This is a genomic window from Nocardioides nanhaiensis, assembly GCF_039542785.1.
In the GTDB taxonomy this organism is placed as follows: domain Bacteria; phylum Actinomycetota; class Actinomycetes; order Propionibacteriales; family Nocardioidaceae; genus Nocardioides; species Nocardioides nanhaiensis.
Genome location: NZ_BAABIM010000004.1, coordinates 506,881 through 522,217, shown reverse-complemented (window position 1 = coordinate 522,217; position 15,337 = coordinate 506,881). Strand labels below are relative to the sequence as shown.

General features: G+C 72.8%; 11 protein-coding genes. 9 read left to right on the top strand and 2 right to left on the bottom strand.

The annotated features are described in order from the left end of the window. Positions 1–8 precede the first annotated feature (8 nt). Positions 9–605, bottom strand: coding sequence for a GNAT family N-acetyltransferase (locus tag ABD948_RS19465; protein WP_345270011.1), 597 nt, complete (start codon positions 603–605; stop codon positions 9–11). A 69-nt stretch (positions 606–674) separates the two neighbouring features. Between ABD948_RS19465 and ABD948_RS19460 the strand changes: the two genes are divergently transcribed. From ABD948_RS19460 to ABD948_RS19420, 9 genes are all read left to right on the top strand, one after another. Next, complete coding sequence (locus tag ABD948_RS19460; RefSeq protein ID WP_345269994.1) at positions 675–2,579, top strand: helix-turn-helix domain-containing protein; 1,905 nt, start codon at positions 675–677, stop codon at positions 2,577–2,579. A 61-nt stretch (positions 2,580–2,640) separates the two neighbouring features. Next, complete coding sequence (locus ABD948_RS19455; protein WP_345269984.1) at positions 2,641–3,423, top strand: 3-hydroxybutyrate dehydrogenase; 783 nt, start codon at positions 2,641–2,643, stop codon at positions 3,421–3,423. 49 nt (positions 3,424–3,472) lie between these two features. Further along, on the top strand, positions 3,473–4,984 hold the full coding sequence (locus tag ABD948_RS19450) for a GntP family permease (RefSeq protein ID WP_345269975.1): 1,512 nt from the start codon (positions 3,473–3,475) through the stop codon (positions 4,982–4,984). A gap of 182 nt (positions 4,985–5,166) precedes the next feature. Next, the gene (locus tag ABD948_RS19445; RefSeq protein ID WP_345269968.1) at positions 5,167–5,817 is read left to right on the top strand and encodes an HAD family hydrolase; all 651 of its coding nucleotides are present in this window, start codon (positions 5,167–5,169) and stop codon (positions 5,815–5,817) included. Further along, positions 5,814–7,028 (top strand): sedoheptulose 7-phosphate cyclase, encoded by a 1,215-nt coding sequence (locus tag ABD948_RS19440; RefSeq protein ID WP_345269955.1) that lies wholly within the window; start codon positions 5,814–5,816, stop codon positions 7,026–7,028. The genes ABD948_RS19445 and ABD948_RS19440 overlap by 4 nt, the downstream gene beginning before the upstream one ends. 11 nt (positions 7,029–7,039) lie before the next feature. Next, positions 7,040–7,843 (top strand): O-methyltransferase, encoded by an 804-nt coding sequence (locus tag ABD948_RS19435; RefSeq protein WP_345269943.1) that lies wholly within the window; start codon positions 7,040–7,042, stop codon positions 7,841–7,843. Then, entirely contained in the window at positions 7,840–9,180 is a 1,341-nt protein-coding gene (locus ABD948_RS19430) for an ATP-grasp domain-containing protein (protein ID WP_345269938.1), read from the top strand. Before ABD948_RS19435 ends, ABD948_RS19430 begins: the two co-directional genes overlap by 4 nt. A gap of 1 nt (position 9,181) precedes the next feature. Beyond that, complete coding sequence (locus ABD948_RS19425; RefSeq protein ID WP_345269933.1) at positions 9,182–10,216, top strand: D-alanine--D-alanine ligase family protein; 1,035 nt, start codon at positions 9,182–9,184, stop codon at positions 10,214–10,216. After that, positions 10,213–11,025 carry a TauD/TfdA dioxygenase family protein gene (locus ABD948_RS19420; protein ID WP_345269928.1) on the top strand — a complete coding sequence of 271 codons (813 nt, stop codon included), beginning with the start codon at positions 10,213–10,215 and terminating at the stop codon, positions 11,023–11,025. The genes ABD948_RS19425 and ABD948_RS19420 overlap by 4 nt, the downstream gene beginning before the upstream one ends. 43 nt (positions 11,026–11,068) lie before the next feature. Here the strand turns inward: ABD948_RS19420 and ABD948_RS19415 are convergent, their stop codons facing one another. Then, positions 11,069–15,334 (bottom strand): fibronectin type III domain-containing protein, encoded by a 4,266-nt coding sequence (locus ABD948_RS19415; RefSeq protein ID WP_345269915.1) that lies wholly within the window; start codon positions 15,332–15,334, stop codon positions 11,069–11,071. Positions 15,335–15,337: the final 3 nt, after the last annotated feature.

The window sequence follows — 15,337 nt, the reverse complement described above, 5'->3', positions numbered from 1 at the left end:
CCGCTCACTCAGACCAGCTGCCGGCGGACGACGCGCCGCCGCAGCGTGGGGGAGGCGTGGACCTCGAAGCCGGCCTCGAGGAAGACCTGCAGCATCCCCACGGATGCCTCGTCCCAGATGACGGTCTTGCCGGCGGGCTGCTCGGTGGGGTAACCCTCCAGCACCCGCGCGCCCGAGTGCTGCGCGTGCTCGACGGCGGCGCGGGCCAGCTCGTAGCACAGGCCGGCGCGACGGAAGCCCTTGCGCACCACGAAGCAGGTCACCGACCAGACGCCCTCGAGCTCGGGATCCATCCGCATCCACGCCTGCTTGCGGCTCCACAACCGCGGGTAGCTCTCGCGCGGCTCGACGGCCACCCACCCGGCCGGCTCGCCGTCCACGTAGCCGATCACGCCCGACGTCGGGCCGGTCGACGCGGCGGGGCTGCCGCAGGCGGTCTGCTCGAGCAGCGCCGCCTCGCGCTCCTCCTGCGTGGAGTCGCGCCAGATCCACCCGGGCACCTTCATCGCCTGGCACCGGCACTTGGCCGCGGTGCCGGTGGCGAAGACCGCCTCGAGGTCCTCGACGCTCGCGCGCCGCGCGGGGAGCCAGCTGAGCTCGGCCATGCGGCACCCTACGCCGGTCCCGGCCTCAGCGACCCGCCCTGCGGGGCGAGCCTTTCGTACCCTGGGCCCGTGCCTGACGCCTCGTTCCTCGACCTGCTCTACGACGGGGCCTCCGAGGCGGAGCTGGACCGGGCCCTGGCCGTGCGGTGCGAACGGGCGGGCGACGACGGCGAGCGAGCCCTGCTGCGCCAGCAGCACGGGGTCGCGCTGCGGCTGCGCGAGCGGATGTCGGAGCAACGGCGCCGCGAGGCCGAGCTCGGTGCCCTGTACGAGACCGCGCACGACCTGATCGCGATCCGCGACGTCGACGCGATCCTGACGGCGATCGTGCGCCGCGCCCGGCGGCTGCTGCACGCCGACATGGCCTACCTCTCGCTCAACGACGAGGCCGAGGGCGCCTCGTACATGAAGGTCACCGACGGCTCGGTCTCCGCCGAGTTCCGCAACCTGCGCCTGCCGTTGGGCACCGGCCTGCTGGGGCTGGTGGCGCAGACCGGCGCCCCGTACTACACCGCCGACTACCAGCACGACCAGCGCTTCGAGCACCGCGAGTACATCGACCACGCCGTCAACGACGAGAAGATCCGGGCGATCGTGGGCGTGCCGCTGGTGGTGGAGGGAGCGGTGATCGGAGCACTGCTCGCCGGCCACCGCACGGTGCGCCCCTTCCCGGCCTCCGAGGTCACGCTGCTCACCTCGTTCGCGGCGCACGCCGCGGTGGCGCTGGAGAACGCGCGGCTGTTCTCGGCGACCCAGGCCGCGCTGGCCGAGGTCGACGACGCCAACCGGCAGATGCGCGAGCACAGCCGCGCCGTCGAGGTCGCGGCCCAGGCGCACGACCGGCTCACCGACGTGCTCCTGCACGGTGGCGGCGTCGACCAGGTGGCGACGGCGCTGGCGGAGGTGCTGGAGGGGGAGGTGTGGATCTGCGACGTCGACGGCGCACCGGTGGCGTCCGCGGCGCAGGCCGCGCGTCCCGCGGTGGACCTGGCGGAGCCGCTCGGGCGCGCGCTCGCCTCGGGCCGCAGCGCCGAGGTCGGGGCGGGTCTCTTCCTGGCGCCGGCGCTGGCCGGCACCGAGCACCTGGGCACGCTGCTGCTGCGGCCCCGTGACGGCGAGCTCGGCACGGCCGAGCGGCGCACGCTGGAGCGTGGCGCCGTCGTCACGGCCCTGATCCTGCTCTTCGCCCGGTCGGTCTCGGCGGCCGAGGACCGGGTCCGCGGCGAGCTGCTGGCCGACCTGCTCTCGGGGCGCGAGGCCGACCCCGTGTGGCTGCGCGAGCGGGTGCGTCGCCACCGCATCGACCTCGAGAGCCTGACCGGCGTCGTGGTGGCGCAGGTTCGGGGTGGCGACCGGCACCGTGCCGCCGCGGCGGCGTCGCGCCTGGCCGAGGAGCTGCACGGCCTGGCGGGGGAGCACGAGGGGCACATCGTGCTGCTGGCGGCGGGCGCCGACCCCCTGGCGGCGGGGCGCCAGCTGCGCTCCGCGCTCGAGGGGCTCGTCGAGGAGGCCACCGTGGGCGTGGCGCGGGTGCCCGCGGGCACGACGGCGGAGCTGGCGCAGGGATGGCGCCGGGCGCGCAGCTGCGCGATGACGCTGCAGACGCTCGGGCGCACCGGCGAGGTCAGCGACGCCGCCGGTCTGGGGCTGGCGCGGCTGGTGCTCGGCGACCACGGGCCGGCCGAGCTGGGGGAGTACCTGCGCGGCACCCTGGGCCCCCTCCTGGACTACGACGCCGCCCGCGGTACCGACCTGGTGGGCACGGTGGAGGCCTGGTTCGCGGCCGGCGGTCGGGCGGCGCAGACCGCGCAGGCGCTGCACGTGCACCCCAACACCGTGGCCCAGCGGCTGGACCGGGTCGGTGCCCTGCTGGGTGCGGGCTGGCGGGAGCCGAGCAGCGCGCTCGAGCTGCAGGTGGCACTGCGGCTGTGGCGCCTCACCGCGTCAGCAGATGGGTCGTCAGCACACTCCTGAGGCCTGCTTGTGTGCGACTGGCACATGGTTGCCACGGTCGCACCTGCGTAGGTTCGCCCGCATGGACGAGACGACGCTCACACGCGCCCTGGAGGGCCGCACGGCCCTGGTCACCGGGGGAGCCGGCGGCATCGGCCGCGCCGTCGCCGCCCGCCTGGCCGCGGACGGCGCCCACGTGGTGGTGCTGGACCGCGACGAGGAGGGTGCCCGGGCGGCAGCCGAGGAGGTCGGCGGCGAGCCGCTGGCAGCCGACCTCGGCGACCCCGAGGTGCTCGACGGCCTCGACGCCCTGGTGGCCGGGCTGCCGCGCGTCGACGTCCTGGTCAACAACGCCGGCCTGCAGCACGTGGCCGCCGTCGAGGACTTCGACCCCGCGCAGTTCCAGCTGGTGCACCGGGTGCTGCTCGAGGCGCCCTTCCGGCTGACCCGCGCCGTGCTGCCCGGCATGTACGAGCGCGGCTGGGGGCGGCTGGTGCACATCTCCTCCGCCCACGGTCACCGCGCCTCGCCCTTCAAGGTGGCCTACGTGAGCGCCAAGCACGGTCTCGAGGGGCTCTCGAAGGTCGTGGCGCTCGAGGCCGCCGGCCGCGGCGTCACCAGCAACACCGTGGCTCCGGGGTACGTGCGCACCGCGCTGGTGGAGAACCAGGTGGCCGACCAGGCGCGCAGCCACGGCATCACCGAGGAGGAGGTGCTCGAGCAGGTGCTGCTCGCCCGCACCCCCGTCAAGCGGCTCATCGAACCCGCGGAGGTCGCCCACACCGTGGCCCACCTGTGCGGCCCGGCGAGCGACTCGCTGACCGGGGCCTCCTACCTGCTCGACGGCGGCTGGACGGCGTCGTGACCGCGAGCGCCGCCCTGTCGCACGACCCTGACCGAAAGGACCTCCGCCCATGATCGGGCTCATCGGCATCATCCTGTCCCTGGCCCTGCTGATCTTCTTCGCCTACCGCGGCGTCAACGTGATCATCCTGGCGCCACTGATGGCGCTGCTCGCGACGGCGTTCGCCGGCGGGCTGCCGCTGCTGGCCACCTACACCCAGGTCTTCATGCCCGCGCTGGGCAACTACCTGATCACCTACTTCCCGCTGTTCCTGCTCGGTGCCCTGTTCGGCAAGCTCATGGACGACAGCGGCGCCGCGCGCACGATCGCCTACACGATCGTCGACAAGCTGGGCGACACCCGCTCGATCCTGGCGATCGTGCTGGCCTGCGGGATCCTCACCTACGGCGGCGTCTCGCTGTTCGTGGTGGCGTTCGCGGTGTTCCCGATCGCGGCCGCGCTGTTCCGCGAGGCGGGAGTCCCCAAGCGGCTGATCCCCGCCGCGATCGCGCTGGGCTCCTTCACCTTCACCATGACGGCGCTGCCCGGCACGCCGCAGATCCAGAACGCGATCCCCTCCCCGTACTTCGGCACCGACGCGTTCGCCGCGCCGGGGCTCGGCATCATCGCCGCGATCATCATGTTCGGCGGCGGTGTGGCCTGGCTGATGCGCCGTGCCCGCGTGCTCACCGCCGCCGGCGAGGGCTACCTGCCCGAGCCGCGGCCCGGCAACGGCGGCCTGCTCAAGCGGTTCACCGGCAAGGGCAAGGGCAAGGGTGACGGCGACGCCGGGACGGCCACCGCGGCCGTACCGGCCGCCGGCACCACCACGACCGCCACCGAGGAGCCCGTCGACGACGGTGGCGCGGCAGCGCTGCCCCGTCCGAGCGTGCTGGTGGCCTTCGCCCCGATCGTGCTGGTCATCGCCATCAACTACGTGCTGGTCACCTGGGTCTTCCCGGCCATGGACACCGCCTACCTGGCCGAGGACGCCTACGGCAACACCGACGTCGAGACCGTGGGCGGCATCTGGGCGATCGCGGTGGCGCTGGTGGTCTCCTGCCTGGTGGTGGTGGCCACCAACCTGGCGCGCTTCCGCGACGTCAAGAAGACGGTCAACCAGGGCACGGTCGGCTCGTTCCTGCCGATCATGAACACCGCGAGCGAGGTGGGCTACGGCGCCGTCATCGCCTCGCTGCCGGCCTTCCGGATCGTGCGCGACTCGGTGCTGAGCATCTCCAGCAACCCGGTGATCTCGCTGGCGGTGGCCGTCAACGTGCTGGCCGGCATCACCGGCTCGGCCTCGGGCGGCATGAGCATCTCGCTGCAGACCCTCGGCGAGCAGTTCCGCACCCTGGCCGAGGACCAGGGGATCGGCCTGGAGCTGATGCACCGCGTGACGACGCTGGCCGCCGGCGGCCTCGACGCGCTGCCGCACAACGGCGCCGTCGTCACGCTGCTGGCGATCTGCGGCCTGACCCACCGCCAGTCCTACAAGGACATCTTCGTGGTGGCCGTGGTGATCCCGGTCGTGGCGCTGGTCGGCGTGATCACGCTGGGCTCGATCTTCGGGAGCTTCTGAGCACGAGGAGACCAAGGAAAACTTGTGCAGCGTGTCTAAGTTCGGCGATGACAACTTCACGGATTGTGGTGATTGGGAACCCGGGATCGGGTACCTGAGGTCCGCGCCCACGGGGATCCCGCGGGCGTGGGCCGTCGCCATCGCCGGCCCATCCCGCCACTTTCTCGACGCTAGGGGCTTCCATGACCGCTGTGCTCTTCGGTTCGATCAGCACGCTCGCCGACACCTCCGAGATCCAGCGCGACGCGTTCAACCGCGCGTTCGCCGAGCACGGACTCGACTGGACCTGGGACCAGGAGGAGTACGCCGGCCTCCTCGGGTCCAACGGCGGGCGCGACCGCGTCGCCGACTACGCCGCCTCGCGCGGCGAGCAGGTCGACGCCGACGCCGTGCACGCGACCAAGTCGCGCTTCTACCAGGAGACGCTGCGCTCCACCGACGTCCAGCCGCGCGCTGGTGTCGTCGAGACCTTCCGTGCTGCCAAGGAGCAGGGCCACAAGGTCGGCCTGGTCACCACCACCTCGGGCGAGAACATCGCCGCCCTGGGCGACGCGCTGGCGCAGGTGCTGCCTTTCGGCGAGTTCGACGTCGTCGTCGACCAGTCCAAGGTCGAGGCCCGCAAGCCCGACGCCGCGGCCTACACCTACGCGCTGGAGCAGCTCGGCGAGACCGCCGACGACGCGGTGGCCATCGAGGACAACCTGGGCGGCGTCGAGTCGGCCAAGGCCGCCGGCGTGCCTGTGGTGGCCTTCCCGAACGGCAACACCGTCACCCACGACTTCGGCGACACCCGCCGCGTGGAGGCCCTCGACCTCGCGGACCTCCGCGCATGAGCGCCGTCCCGGTCTCGCGGCTGACCGCCACCGAGTCGGCCTTCCACGTGGAGGCCTACGAGAAGATCGACTACACGCTCGAGTACGTCGACGGTGTCTTCACCGAGGCCAACTCCGCGCTGGCGGACACGTTCCGCGAGCAGGGTCGCGTGCTGATGGTGATCGACGAGAACGTGCTGCGGCTGCACGGTGAGCGGGCCGAGGCCTACTTCGCCGCGCACGGCATCGCGCTGACCGTCGTGCCGGTGCGGATCGCCGAGACCGCCAAGTCGCTGCGCACGCTGGAGACCATCGTCGACGCGTTCGCCGAGTTCGGGCTCAACCGCAAGGAGCAGGTGCTCATCGTCGGCGGTGGCCTCACCACCGACGTCGCCGGCTTCGCGTGCGCCACCTACAAGCGCAGCTCGGACTACGTGCGGATCCCCACGACGCTGATCGGGCTCATCGACGCCAGCGTCTCGATCAAGGTCGGCGCCAACCACGGCAAGTTCAAGAACCGCCTCGGCGCCTACCACGCCTCCAAGAAGGTGTTCCTCGACTTCTCGCTGCTGCAGACCCTGCCGGTCGACCAGGTGCGCAACGGCATCGCCGAGATCATCAAGATCGCAACCGTCTCGAACCTGCCGATCTTCGAGAGCCTGGAGAAGTACGCCGAGGACCTGCTCACCACCTCCTTCGGCTACGCCGAGGGCGCCGAGCACCTGCGCGAGACCGCCGACGAGATCACCTACGAGGCCATCCGCACGATGCTCGAGCTCGAGGTGCCGAACCTGCACGAGCTCGACCTCGACCGGGTCATCGCCTACGGCCACACCTGGAGCCCGACGCTCGAGCTGACGCCGGAGCCTCCGCTGTTCCACGGTCACGCGATCGCCGTCGACATGGCCTTCTCCGCCACCCTCGCGGCCGAGCTGGGCCACATCACCCCCGCCGACCGCGACCGGGTACTGCGGCTGTTCAGCTCGGTGGGCCTGGCCATCGACAGCCCCTACTTCACCGGGGAGCTGATCGCCAAGGCGACGCCGTCGATCATGCAGACCCGCGACGGCAAGCTGCGCGCCGCGGTGCCCAAGCCGATCGGCACCTGCCACTTCGTCAACGACCTCACCGTCGAGGACCTCACCCGCGCCCTCGAGGTGCACAAGGGTCTGTGCGCGGGCTACCCGCGCGGCGGCGAGGGCGTGGAGCAGTACACGGCGCCGGAGCAGTGACCTCCCGACCGGTGGCGCCGCGACCGGTGACGCCGGTCGGCATCGCCGCGGCGCTGGTCCGCTCCGTCGAGACACGTCTCGACGGGGCGGACGGCGGCGGTTCGGCCGTCGCGCCGGAGGTGCTGGCGGACCTGGCTCGCGCGCGTGACCTGCTCGACGGCGTCGAGGACTACGTGGCGCGCTGCACCTCGCCGGCCTCCCCGGCGCTGCAGGCGCTCGAGACGCGCACCCGCGCCGAGGCGTGGGGGGAGCACCTCGAGCAGGAGATGCTCTCCGGGCACGTGGAGGGGGCCTTCCTGCGGATGCTCGTGGCGGTCACCGGCGCGACCCGCGTGCTCGAGGTCGGCATGTTCACCGGGTACTCGGCGCTGGCCATGGCCGAGGCTCTGCCGGTCGGTGTGGGGGCACGCCTGGTGGCGTGCGAGGTCGACGAGCGCGCCGCGCAGATCGCCCGCGAGGCGTTCGCGACGACGCCGGCCGGCGGCGTCATCGACGTGCGCGTCGGGCCGGCGGCCGACACGCTGCGCGACCTGGCGGCGGCGGGGGAGCGGTTCGACCTCGTGTTCGTCGACGCCGACAAGGGCGGCTACGCCACCTACCTCGACCTGCTGCTCGACGGCGACCTGCTCGCGCCGCGCGCGCTGCTCGCCGTCGACAACACGCTGCTGCAGGGCGAGCCGTGGCTGCCCGGCGAGGCCGGCGTCAACGGCGCCGCGATCGCTGCGTTCAACGACCGCGTGGCCGCCGACGAGCGGCTCGAGCAGGTGCTGCTGCCGGTGCGCGACGGGGTGACCCTGATCCGGCGGGTGTCGTGAGCGCGCTCGCCGCCACCCGGGCACGGGCGAGGTCGCTGGCGGCGATCGCGCTGCTCGAGGCCACGCTGCCGCTCAACCTCGCGCTGGTCGGCGCGGCGGTGCTGCGCCGTGGGCGTCCCCCGGCGGAGGCACCTGCGCTGCCGACGGGAGAGCGGCTGACCGTGCTGGTCTCCGGCGGCAAGATGACCAAGTCGCTCGTGCTGGCGCGGCTGCTGCACGCGGCCGGTCACCGGGTGGTGCTGGTCGAGACCGCGCGCTACCGGCTGACCGGGCACCGCTTCAGCAACGCCGTCAGCGCCTTCCGCGTGGTGCCCGACCCCACCTCGCCGGACTACGCCGAGGCGCTGCTGCGGGTGGTCAAGGAGGAGGGCGTCGACGTCTGGATCCCCGTCTCCAGCCCGGCCTCGAGCCTGCCGGAGGCGCAGGCGGCCGAGCGGCTTGCGGGGCACTGCGAGACCGTGCACCTCGACGCCGAGAACCTGCGCCGCGTCGACGACAAGCACGCCTTCGCCGAGATGGCTGCCGAGGTCGGGCTGCTTGTGCCGGTGACGCACAAGATCACCGATCCCCAGCAGGTGCTGGGGTTCGACTTCGCCGCCCACCCCGGGCCGTGGGTGCTCAAGAGCATCCCGTACGACCCCGTGCGGCGCCTCGACCTCACCCCGCTGCCCCGGCCCACGCCTGCCGAGACCGCCGAGTTCGTGCGCGACCTGCCGATCTCGCCCGAGCAGCCGTGGATCCTCCAGGAGCTGCTGAGCGGCACCGAGTGGTGCACGCACGGCACCGCGCGGGCGGGGCGGCTGCAGGTGTACGTGTGCTGCCGTTCCTCGGCGTGGCAGCTCACCTACGAGCAGGTCGAGCACCCGGCCATCCGCGACTGGGTGGAGCGGTTCGTGGAGGCGCACGGCCTCACCGGTCAGGTCTCCTTCGACTTCATCGAGGCCGACGACGGCACCATCCGTGCCATCGAGTGCAACCCGCGCACCCACTCGGCGATCACGCTGCTGGCCGGCCGGCCCGAGGTGGCCGACGCCTACCTGCGCGACGACGCCGTGCCGGCGGGCGCCGCCGTCGAGCCACCGGTGGGCGGGCGGCCCACCTACTGGCTGCACCACGAGCTGTGGCAAGGCCTCCGCCACCCCTCGACCCTGCCGATGCGACTGCGCACCATCGCGCGCGGCACCGAGGCCGTGCTGGACGGTCACGACCCGCTGCCGTTCCTGGCGTTGCACCACCTGCACCTGCCCTCGCTGTTGTGGGGCAACCTGCGCGCGGGGCGGCCGTGGCTCAAGGTCGACGTCAACATCGGCAAGCTGGTCGAGCCGGCGGGCGACTGACGTGCGCTACCTGCACCTCACCGGCTCCGCCGTGGACCCCCTGCTCGACGACGTGTCCCGGCTCTACGCCCGCGGCTGCCTCGAGGTTCTGCGCGAGGCGCGGCCCGACGACGGGCACGTGGTCGCGCACGTCTCGCCCGGCGGCAGCTGGCGGTTCACCGACTCGCTGGGGGACGCCGCGCTGGCGTCGGCGCCGTCGCTGACGTTCGCCGAGGCGGTGGCGCACCTGGCCTCGCTGGAGGTCGACGTCGCGCTGCCGCAGATGTTCTGCCGACCTGGCATGACCAGCTACCGCGCGCTGCTCGAACTGGTCGGCATCCCCTACGTGGGCAATCCGCCCGAGGTGATGGCGCTCGGTGCCGACAAGCCGCGGGCCTCGGCGGTCGTCGGGGCCGCCGGCGTGGCGGTGCCGGCCTCGCAGGTGGTGCGCGAGGGCGGTTCTCTCGCGCTGCCGCTGCCCGTCGTCGTCAAGCCGGCCGACTCCGACAACTCGCTCGGCGTCACGCTGGTGCGCGACCCGGGGGAGTTCGACGCCGCCGTGCGCGACGCCACCGAGCACGCCACGGACGGCCGCGTGCTGGTGGAGGCGTTCGTGCCGCTGGGGCGCGAGGTGCGCTGCGGTGTCGTCGAGACACCCGAGGGTCTGCGCTGCCTGCCGCTGGAGGAGTACGACGTGGACGCCGACCGCAAGCCGGTGCGCGACCACGCCGACAAGCTGGCCCGCGACGACGACGGCCAGCTGGGGCTGATGGCCAAGGACGGCGTGCGCGCTTGGGTGGTCGACCCCGCCGACCCGATGACCGAGGTGGTGCACGAGGCCGCGCTGCACGCCTACGAGGCGCTCGGCTGCCGCCACCACGGGCTCTTCGACTTCCGCGTCGACCCCCAGGGCGTGCCGCACTTCCTGGAGGCCTCGCTCTACTGCTCGTTCGCCCCGACCTCGGTGGTCGTGGTGATGGCCGAGGCGGCCGGCCTGCCGCTGCTCGACCTGCTCGACCTGTCCGTCGCCCGCGCCTTGGCTGAGGAGTCACCATGACCACGCTGCCCATCGACTTGCCGTTCGACGTCGAGGTGCTCGCGCCCGTGGGTGTGCGCGTGACCGGCCTGCAGGTGGCCGACGACCCTGCCGCACCGGTCGACGCGCTGAGAGCAGTGCTCGCCGAGCACGGCGTCGCGGTGCTGCCCGGCCAGCAGCTTGACGACCCCCAGTTCCTGGCGTTCCTGCAGGCGTTCGGCCCGATGACGTTCACCGACGGCGAGACCCCGCTGGAGGGCTTCCCGGACCTCAACGTGATCAGCAACGTGGGGCGCTGGGACTCCGGCACCCCACCGAAGAGCAGCTTCCACGTGGACACCAGCTACGTCTCGCACCCGCCTGCCTACACGGCGCTCCGGGCGGTGACGGTGCCCGAGCAGGGCGGCGCCACGCAGTTCACCAACCAGTACGCGGCGGCCGAGTCGCTGCCGGCCGAGCTGCGGGCCCGGGTGGAGGGACGCACGATCACCCACGTGGTCACCGGACTGGACCCGGAGACGATCGAGGGCGAGACCTCCGCCGAGCACCCGATCCTGCGCCCGCACCCGGTGACCGGCCGCGAGGCGCTCTACCTGACGACGGCCGCGCGCTGCGCCGCCGTTAGCGGGCTGGAGCAGGCCGAGGCCGACGCGCTGGTGGCAGAGCTGCTCGCGCACTCCACCCGCCCCGAGAACACCCTGGCCCACGCCTGGGCGCCGCAAGACCTGGTGATCTGGGACAACGCCTGCGTGCTGCACCGCGCCGACCACGCCGGTGTCGTCGGCGACCGGGTGATGCACCGCGGGATGGTGGCCTCGTACGGGCGGTGACACGCTTGTGCTCGGCGTCGGTTGCGCCGGGGACCGAGACGCGTCAGCAGTTCTGTCTGACGCGGGTCTGGGCCTGGGTCAGGGAGGTCTGTGCGGTGCGCAGCCCGGCGGTGAGCTTCTTGGTCTTGGTGGTGGCTTTCTTGACCTTCGCGGTGGCGCGCTTGACCTTCGCCTTGTTGCCCGAGTTCTTGGCCATGCGCAGCTGTGTCTTCGCGGTGCTGAGCTGCTTCTTCGCTGTCTTGAGCTGCGTGGTCAGGGACGTGACGAGGGAGGCTGCGTTGGCTGCGTCGGCCTGGGCGCGGGTGCACGCGGGTGCGATCTGCGCTCGAGGGGTGACCGGGCTGGACGCGGTGCTGGCAGGGCTGTCGCCGACGTCGTTCGTGGCGACGACGGTGAAGGTGTAGGCGGTCCCGTTGACCAGGCCCGGGAGGACCGCCGACGTGCGGTCGCCGGCCACCGTGGTGGTCGCGCCGCCCGGGGCAGCGGTGACGGTGTAGCCGGTGAGGGGGATCGAGCTGGTGCTGGCCGTCCACATGACGGCTGCGGAACGATCGCCCGCGATGGCGGAGACGTCGGTGGGTGCCGACGGCGGCGTGGCCGGGGTGACGGGGTCGGTGGCCGGGGAGGGCGCGGAGTTACCGACGGCGTTGGTGGCGACCACGGTGAAGGTGTAGGTCTGCCCGCGGATCAGGCCGGTGAAGACGGCCTGGGTTGTGTCGGCGTCGACCGTCTGCGTGCCGGCGTCGTTGGTGCCGGTGATGGTGTAGCCGGTGATGGGAGACCCGTTGTCGGCGGGTGGCTGCCAGGTGATGGTGGCGGTGCGGTCGTCCAAGGAGACGTCCGGTCGGGCGGGCGCGTCCGGCGCCGTCGCGGGCGTGTTGGTGACGGTGAGCTTGGTGGGGTGGGTCTGGAAGCCGGGGCTGTCGTTGCCGAGGGTGTCGGAGACGGGGTAGAGGAGGACGGACCAGCTGCCGGGTGCAGCGGTGGTGGGGATGGTGACGGTGCGTAGGTAGACGCCGTCCTGGGCGGTGCCGGAGGTGCGGGTCATCTGGCCGAAGCCGAGGGTCTGGCTGGTGGTGTCGGAGCCGACGATCATCACCGGTGCCTCCGCGCCGGTGGCGTCGGTGAGCCGCACTGAGACGGTGACCTGCTTCTGGCCGGTGGTGATGTCGACGGTCTTCGGGGTGAAGTCGAAGTCGGAGACCACGGGCGCCTCGGTGTCCTGCGGCGTGTTCGTGACGGTCAGCTTGGTGGGGTGGTCCTGGAAGCCGGGGCCGTCGTTGCCGAGGGTGTCGGAGACGGGGTAGAGCCGGACGGACCAGGCGCCGGGAGCGGCGGTGGTGGGGATGGTGACGGTGCGTTGGTAGACGCCGTCCTGGGCGGTGCCGGAGGTGCGGGTCATCTGGCCGAAGCCGAGGGTCTGGCTGGTGGTGTCGGAGCCGACGATCATGACCGGTGCCTCCGCGCCGGTGGTGTCGGTGAGCCGCACTGAGACGGTGACCTGCTTCTGGCCGGTGGTGATGTCGACGGTCTTCGGGGTGAAGTCGAAGTCGGAGACCACCGGACCCGCGGTGTCCTGCGGCTGCGGGGTGACGGGGGCGGAGGGCAGGGACGCGACGGAGTCGCCGATCGCGTTCGTGGCGACGACGGTGAAGGTGTAGGGCGTGCCGTTGGTCAGTCCGCCCACGATCGCGGTGGTGGTATCACCTGCCACGCTCCTGGTGACTCCTCCCGGCGAGCTCGTCACCCTGTAGCCGGTGACGGTGGAGCCGTTGGCGCCGGCAGCCGCCCAGGACACGATCGCCTGGGAGTCGCCGGGCTGCGCCGAGACCTGGGTGGGCGCCGAGGGGGCCTGCAGGACGGCTTGCGACCAGGCCAGGGAGAAGGGTCCGCTCCCCCCGGGGAACGCGAACCCGTCCACGGCCACCAGGTAACGCGTGCCCGCCGCGGCGTCGAAGGAGATGCCGGCGTGCGCGCCGAACGTGTCGTCGGCACCCGCGACCTGGGTCAGGCTGCCTGGCTGGCCGGTGTAGGCCGCGAGCGTCGTGTCGCGATCGGCGGCGCCTCCGAAGGTGCGCATGTCGACGCGGCCGTCCTGCTCGGGCGTCCAGGAGAACCACACCGAGTAGCCGCCGGCGGTGTAGGAGGTCGGCGGCGCGGGGTCGGTGGCCTCCCGGGTGGCGTAGGTGTTGTCGCCCGGGGTCGAGCCGCTCGGACCCGACAGCAGCGCAGCGTCGGCGACGTCGTCGTTGGCCGGCTGGTCGGGGAGGGCCACGGTCACCGGGACGGTCGAGACCGGCGAGACGCCGGCCGAGCTGGCGGCTGCGACCCCGACCACGTACTCGCCCTCGGCGAAGCCGCCCGTCATGCTCAGCGCGACACCGCGGCTGGTGGCGGGCATCCGCGTGACGTAGCCGCCGTCGAAGTAGATGTCGTAGCCGAGGATGGGTGCCGTCCCCGTCGTCGCGGGCTCGGTCCAGTACACCTCGATCTCGCCGGTGCTCGCGTTGTACTGACCCAGGAGGTCTTGGGGGGCGCTCGGAGCCTCCGGGACGGGGTCGGCTGTCCGGACAGTGACGGACGTGGTGCGTCCGGATCCCGTGGCGTTGACAGCGCGGACAGAGAGCTCGTAGGTCGTGCCGGGGGTGAGGCCCGTGAAGGTGTGGCTGCGCGCGTCGGCGCCGACGCGCTCGGTGGTGGCGGACCCAGAGCGGCTCACGATGTAGCCGGTGACCGGGCCGTCCCCCTGGCTGGCCGGGGGCGCCCAGGTGAGGGTGAGGCTGTCGGTGCCGGCGGCGCTGCCCACGACCTGGTCGGGTTCGCCCGGCACCCCCTCGGCGAGCGCACCGTCGCAGCCGGGGGCGCTGACGGTGTAGGCACCGAGACTGCCGTAGTCGTCGTAACCGCCGCCGCTCCACGAGCCCTGGCCCACGCCCTCGACCGTGAGCACCCAGCCGTCACCGCTCGGCACGGTCAGGCTCGCGCCCAGGCCGCTGGCGGTCGCGCGGCTGCCGGGACCCGACACCGGCGCCGCGGAGGCGCGCTCGACCCCGTCGGCGTCGACCAGGGTGGCGCGGACGTCGAGGTTGGGAGCCAGCGCGGAGGGCTGTACCTGCACGACCGCGTTCGCCGCGCACGCGCCGAGCACGAAGGTGTCGACGTCGCCCGGCGTGCCGATGACGGCGTCGCCGAGGGGCAGCGACGCCGGCGTCGCGACGGAGCCGGTGGCCTCGTCCGGCCGCGCCCCCAGGTAGCCGCTCAGGATGCCCAGGTCGTCCTGAGGGTTGTTGGCGCCCGAGTAGGACCCGGCGCTCCACTGCACGAGGGGCCGGTCGTAGCCGACTCCCATGATGGGCGCCCAGATGCCGTGCCCGGTGTAGTAGCCGGTGGTCGCGGTGCCGTCGTGGTCGAGACCCAGGTTGTGGCCTGCCTCGTGGCTGGCCGCCTCGGCGATGTTCTTGCTGTCGTCGCCCAGCGCCTGCGGGAAGACCCAGGCGGGCTGGAAGCCGGAGCCGACCTGGTCGAAGACGCTCAGGTACGCGACGCCGCCGCACTCGCGGTTGCAGATCTTCGCGAACGGGTCTTCGCTCGGGGTGACGAGCACGCGGGTGCCGTAGACCGTGTCGCCGCTGTCGGACCGCTCGATGGCGGCGGGGCCGGTGTCCTCGGTGGTGACGTCGACGTCGAAGGGCGCGTAGTCCTCGGCCACCATCGCCCACACCTCCTGCACCAGCTGCTTCTCGCTGTCGCTGAAGGTGGCGCCGTTGCCGGCCGGGTCCCAGGCGGGATGCGTGCCCGGGGTGACGCCTGTCTGGCTGTTCCACGCGGTCCCGCCGACGTAGGACCCGTCGAAGTCCAGCAGGATCGTGAGGCTGGCCGTCGGGTTGCTGTGCAGCTGGAACGTCTCGGCCAGCGGCGCCGCTGCCGCCTGCGGCGTCCGGGCGCCCGTCGCACCCGTGGCGGCGTGGCCTTCGTGGTCGGCGTGCCCGGGGTCGACGTAGAAGATCGCGCCCTGCCGGTCGACCCAGACCGCGGAGTCGGTGCGCAGCAGCGTGCGGAGCTCGGCAGGTCGCAGGTCGTTGCGCGCGGCCGCGACCGCGAGCTGGTCGCCGAGCTCGGCGACCGCTGCCCGGCCGCGCATCGGCTTGTCGAGCAACGGCTCGACAGCCTCGGCGGTGACCCGGGGCGAGGCCTCGGACGACGGCTCCAGACCGATCGCCGCAGGCGCCGATCCAAGAGCCGAGAGGGATAGGCCGGCGGCCAGGAGCAGGCTCAGTGCCGAGGAACGCGACGTTGCTGTGCTTCTCACGAC

Bases quoted from the DNA above. Each gene is read 5' to 3' on its own strand.
- ABD948_RS19465 (WP_345270011.1), bottom strand. From the start codon at position 605: ATGGCCGAGCTCAGCTGGCTCCCCGCGCGGCGCGCGAGCGTCGAGGAC.
- ABD948_RS19455 (WP_345269984.1), top strand. From the start codon at position 2,641: ATGGACGAGACGACGCTCACACGCGCCCTGGAGGGCCGCACGGCCCTG.
- ABD948_RS19450 (WP_345269975.1), top strand. From the start codon at position 3,473: ATGATCGGGCTCATCGGCATCATCCTGTCCCTGGCCCTGCTGATCTTC.
- ABD948_RS19445 (WP_345269968.1), top strand. From the start codon at position 5,167: ATGACCGCTGTGCTCTTCGGTTCGATCAGCACGCTCGCCGACACCTCC.
- ABD948_RS19440 (WP_345269955.1), top strand. From the start codon at position 5,814: ATGAGCGCCGTCCCGGTCTCGCGGCTGACCGCCACCGAGTCGGCCTTC.
- ABD948_RS19420 (WP_345269928.1), top strand. From the start codon at position 10,213: ATGACCACGCTGCCCATCGACTTGCCGTTCGACGTCGAGGTGCTCGCG.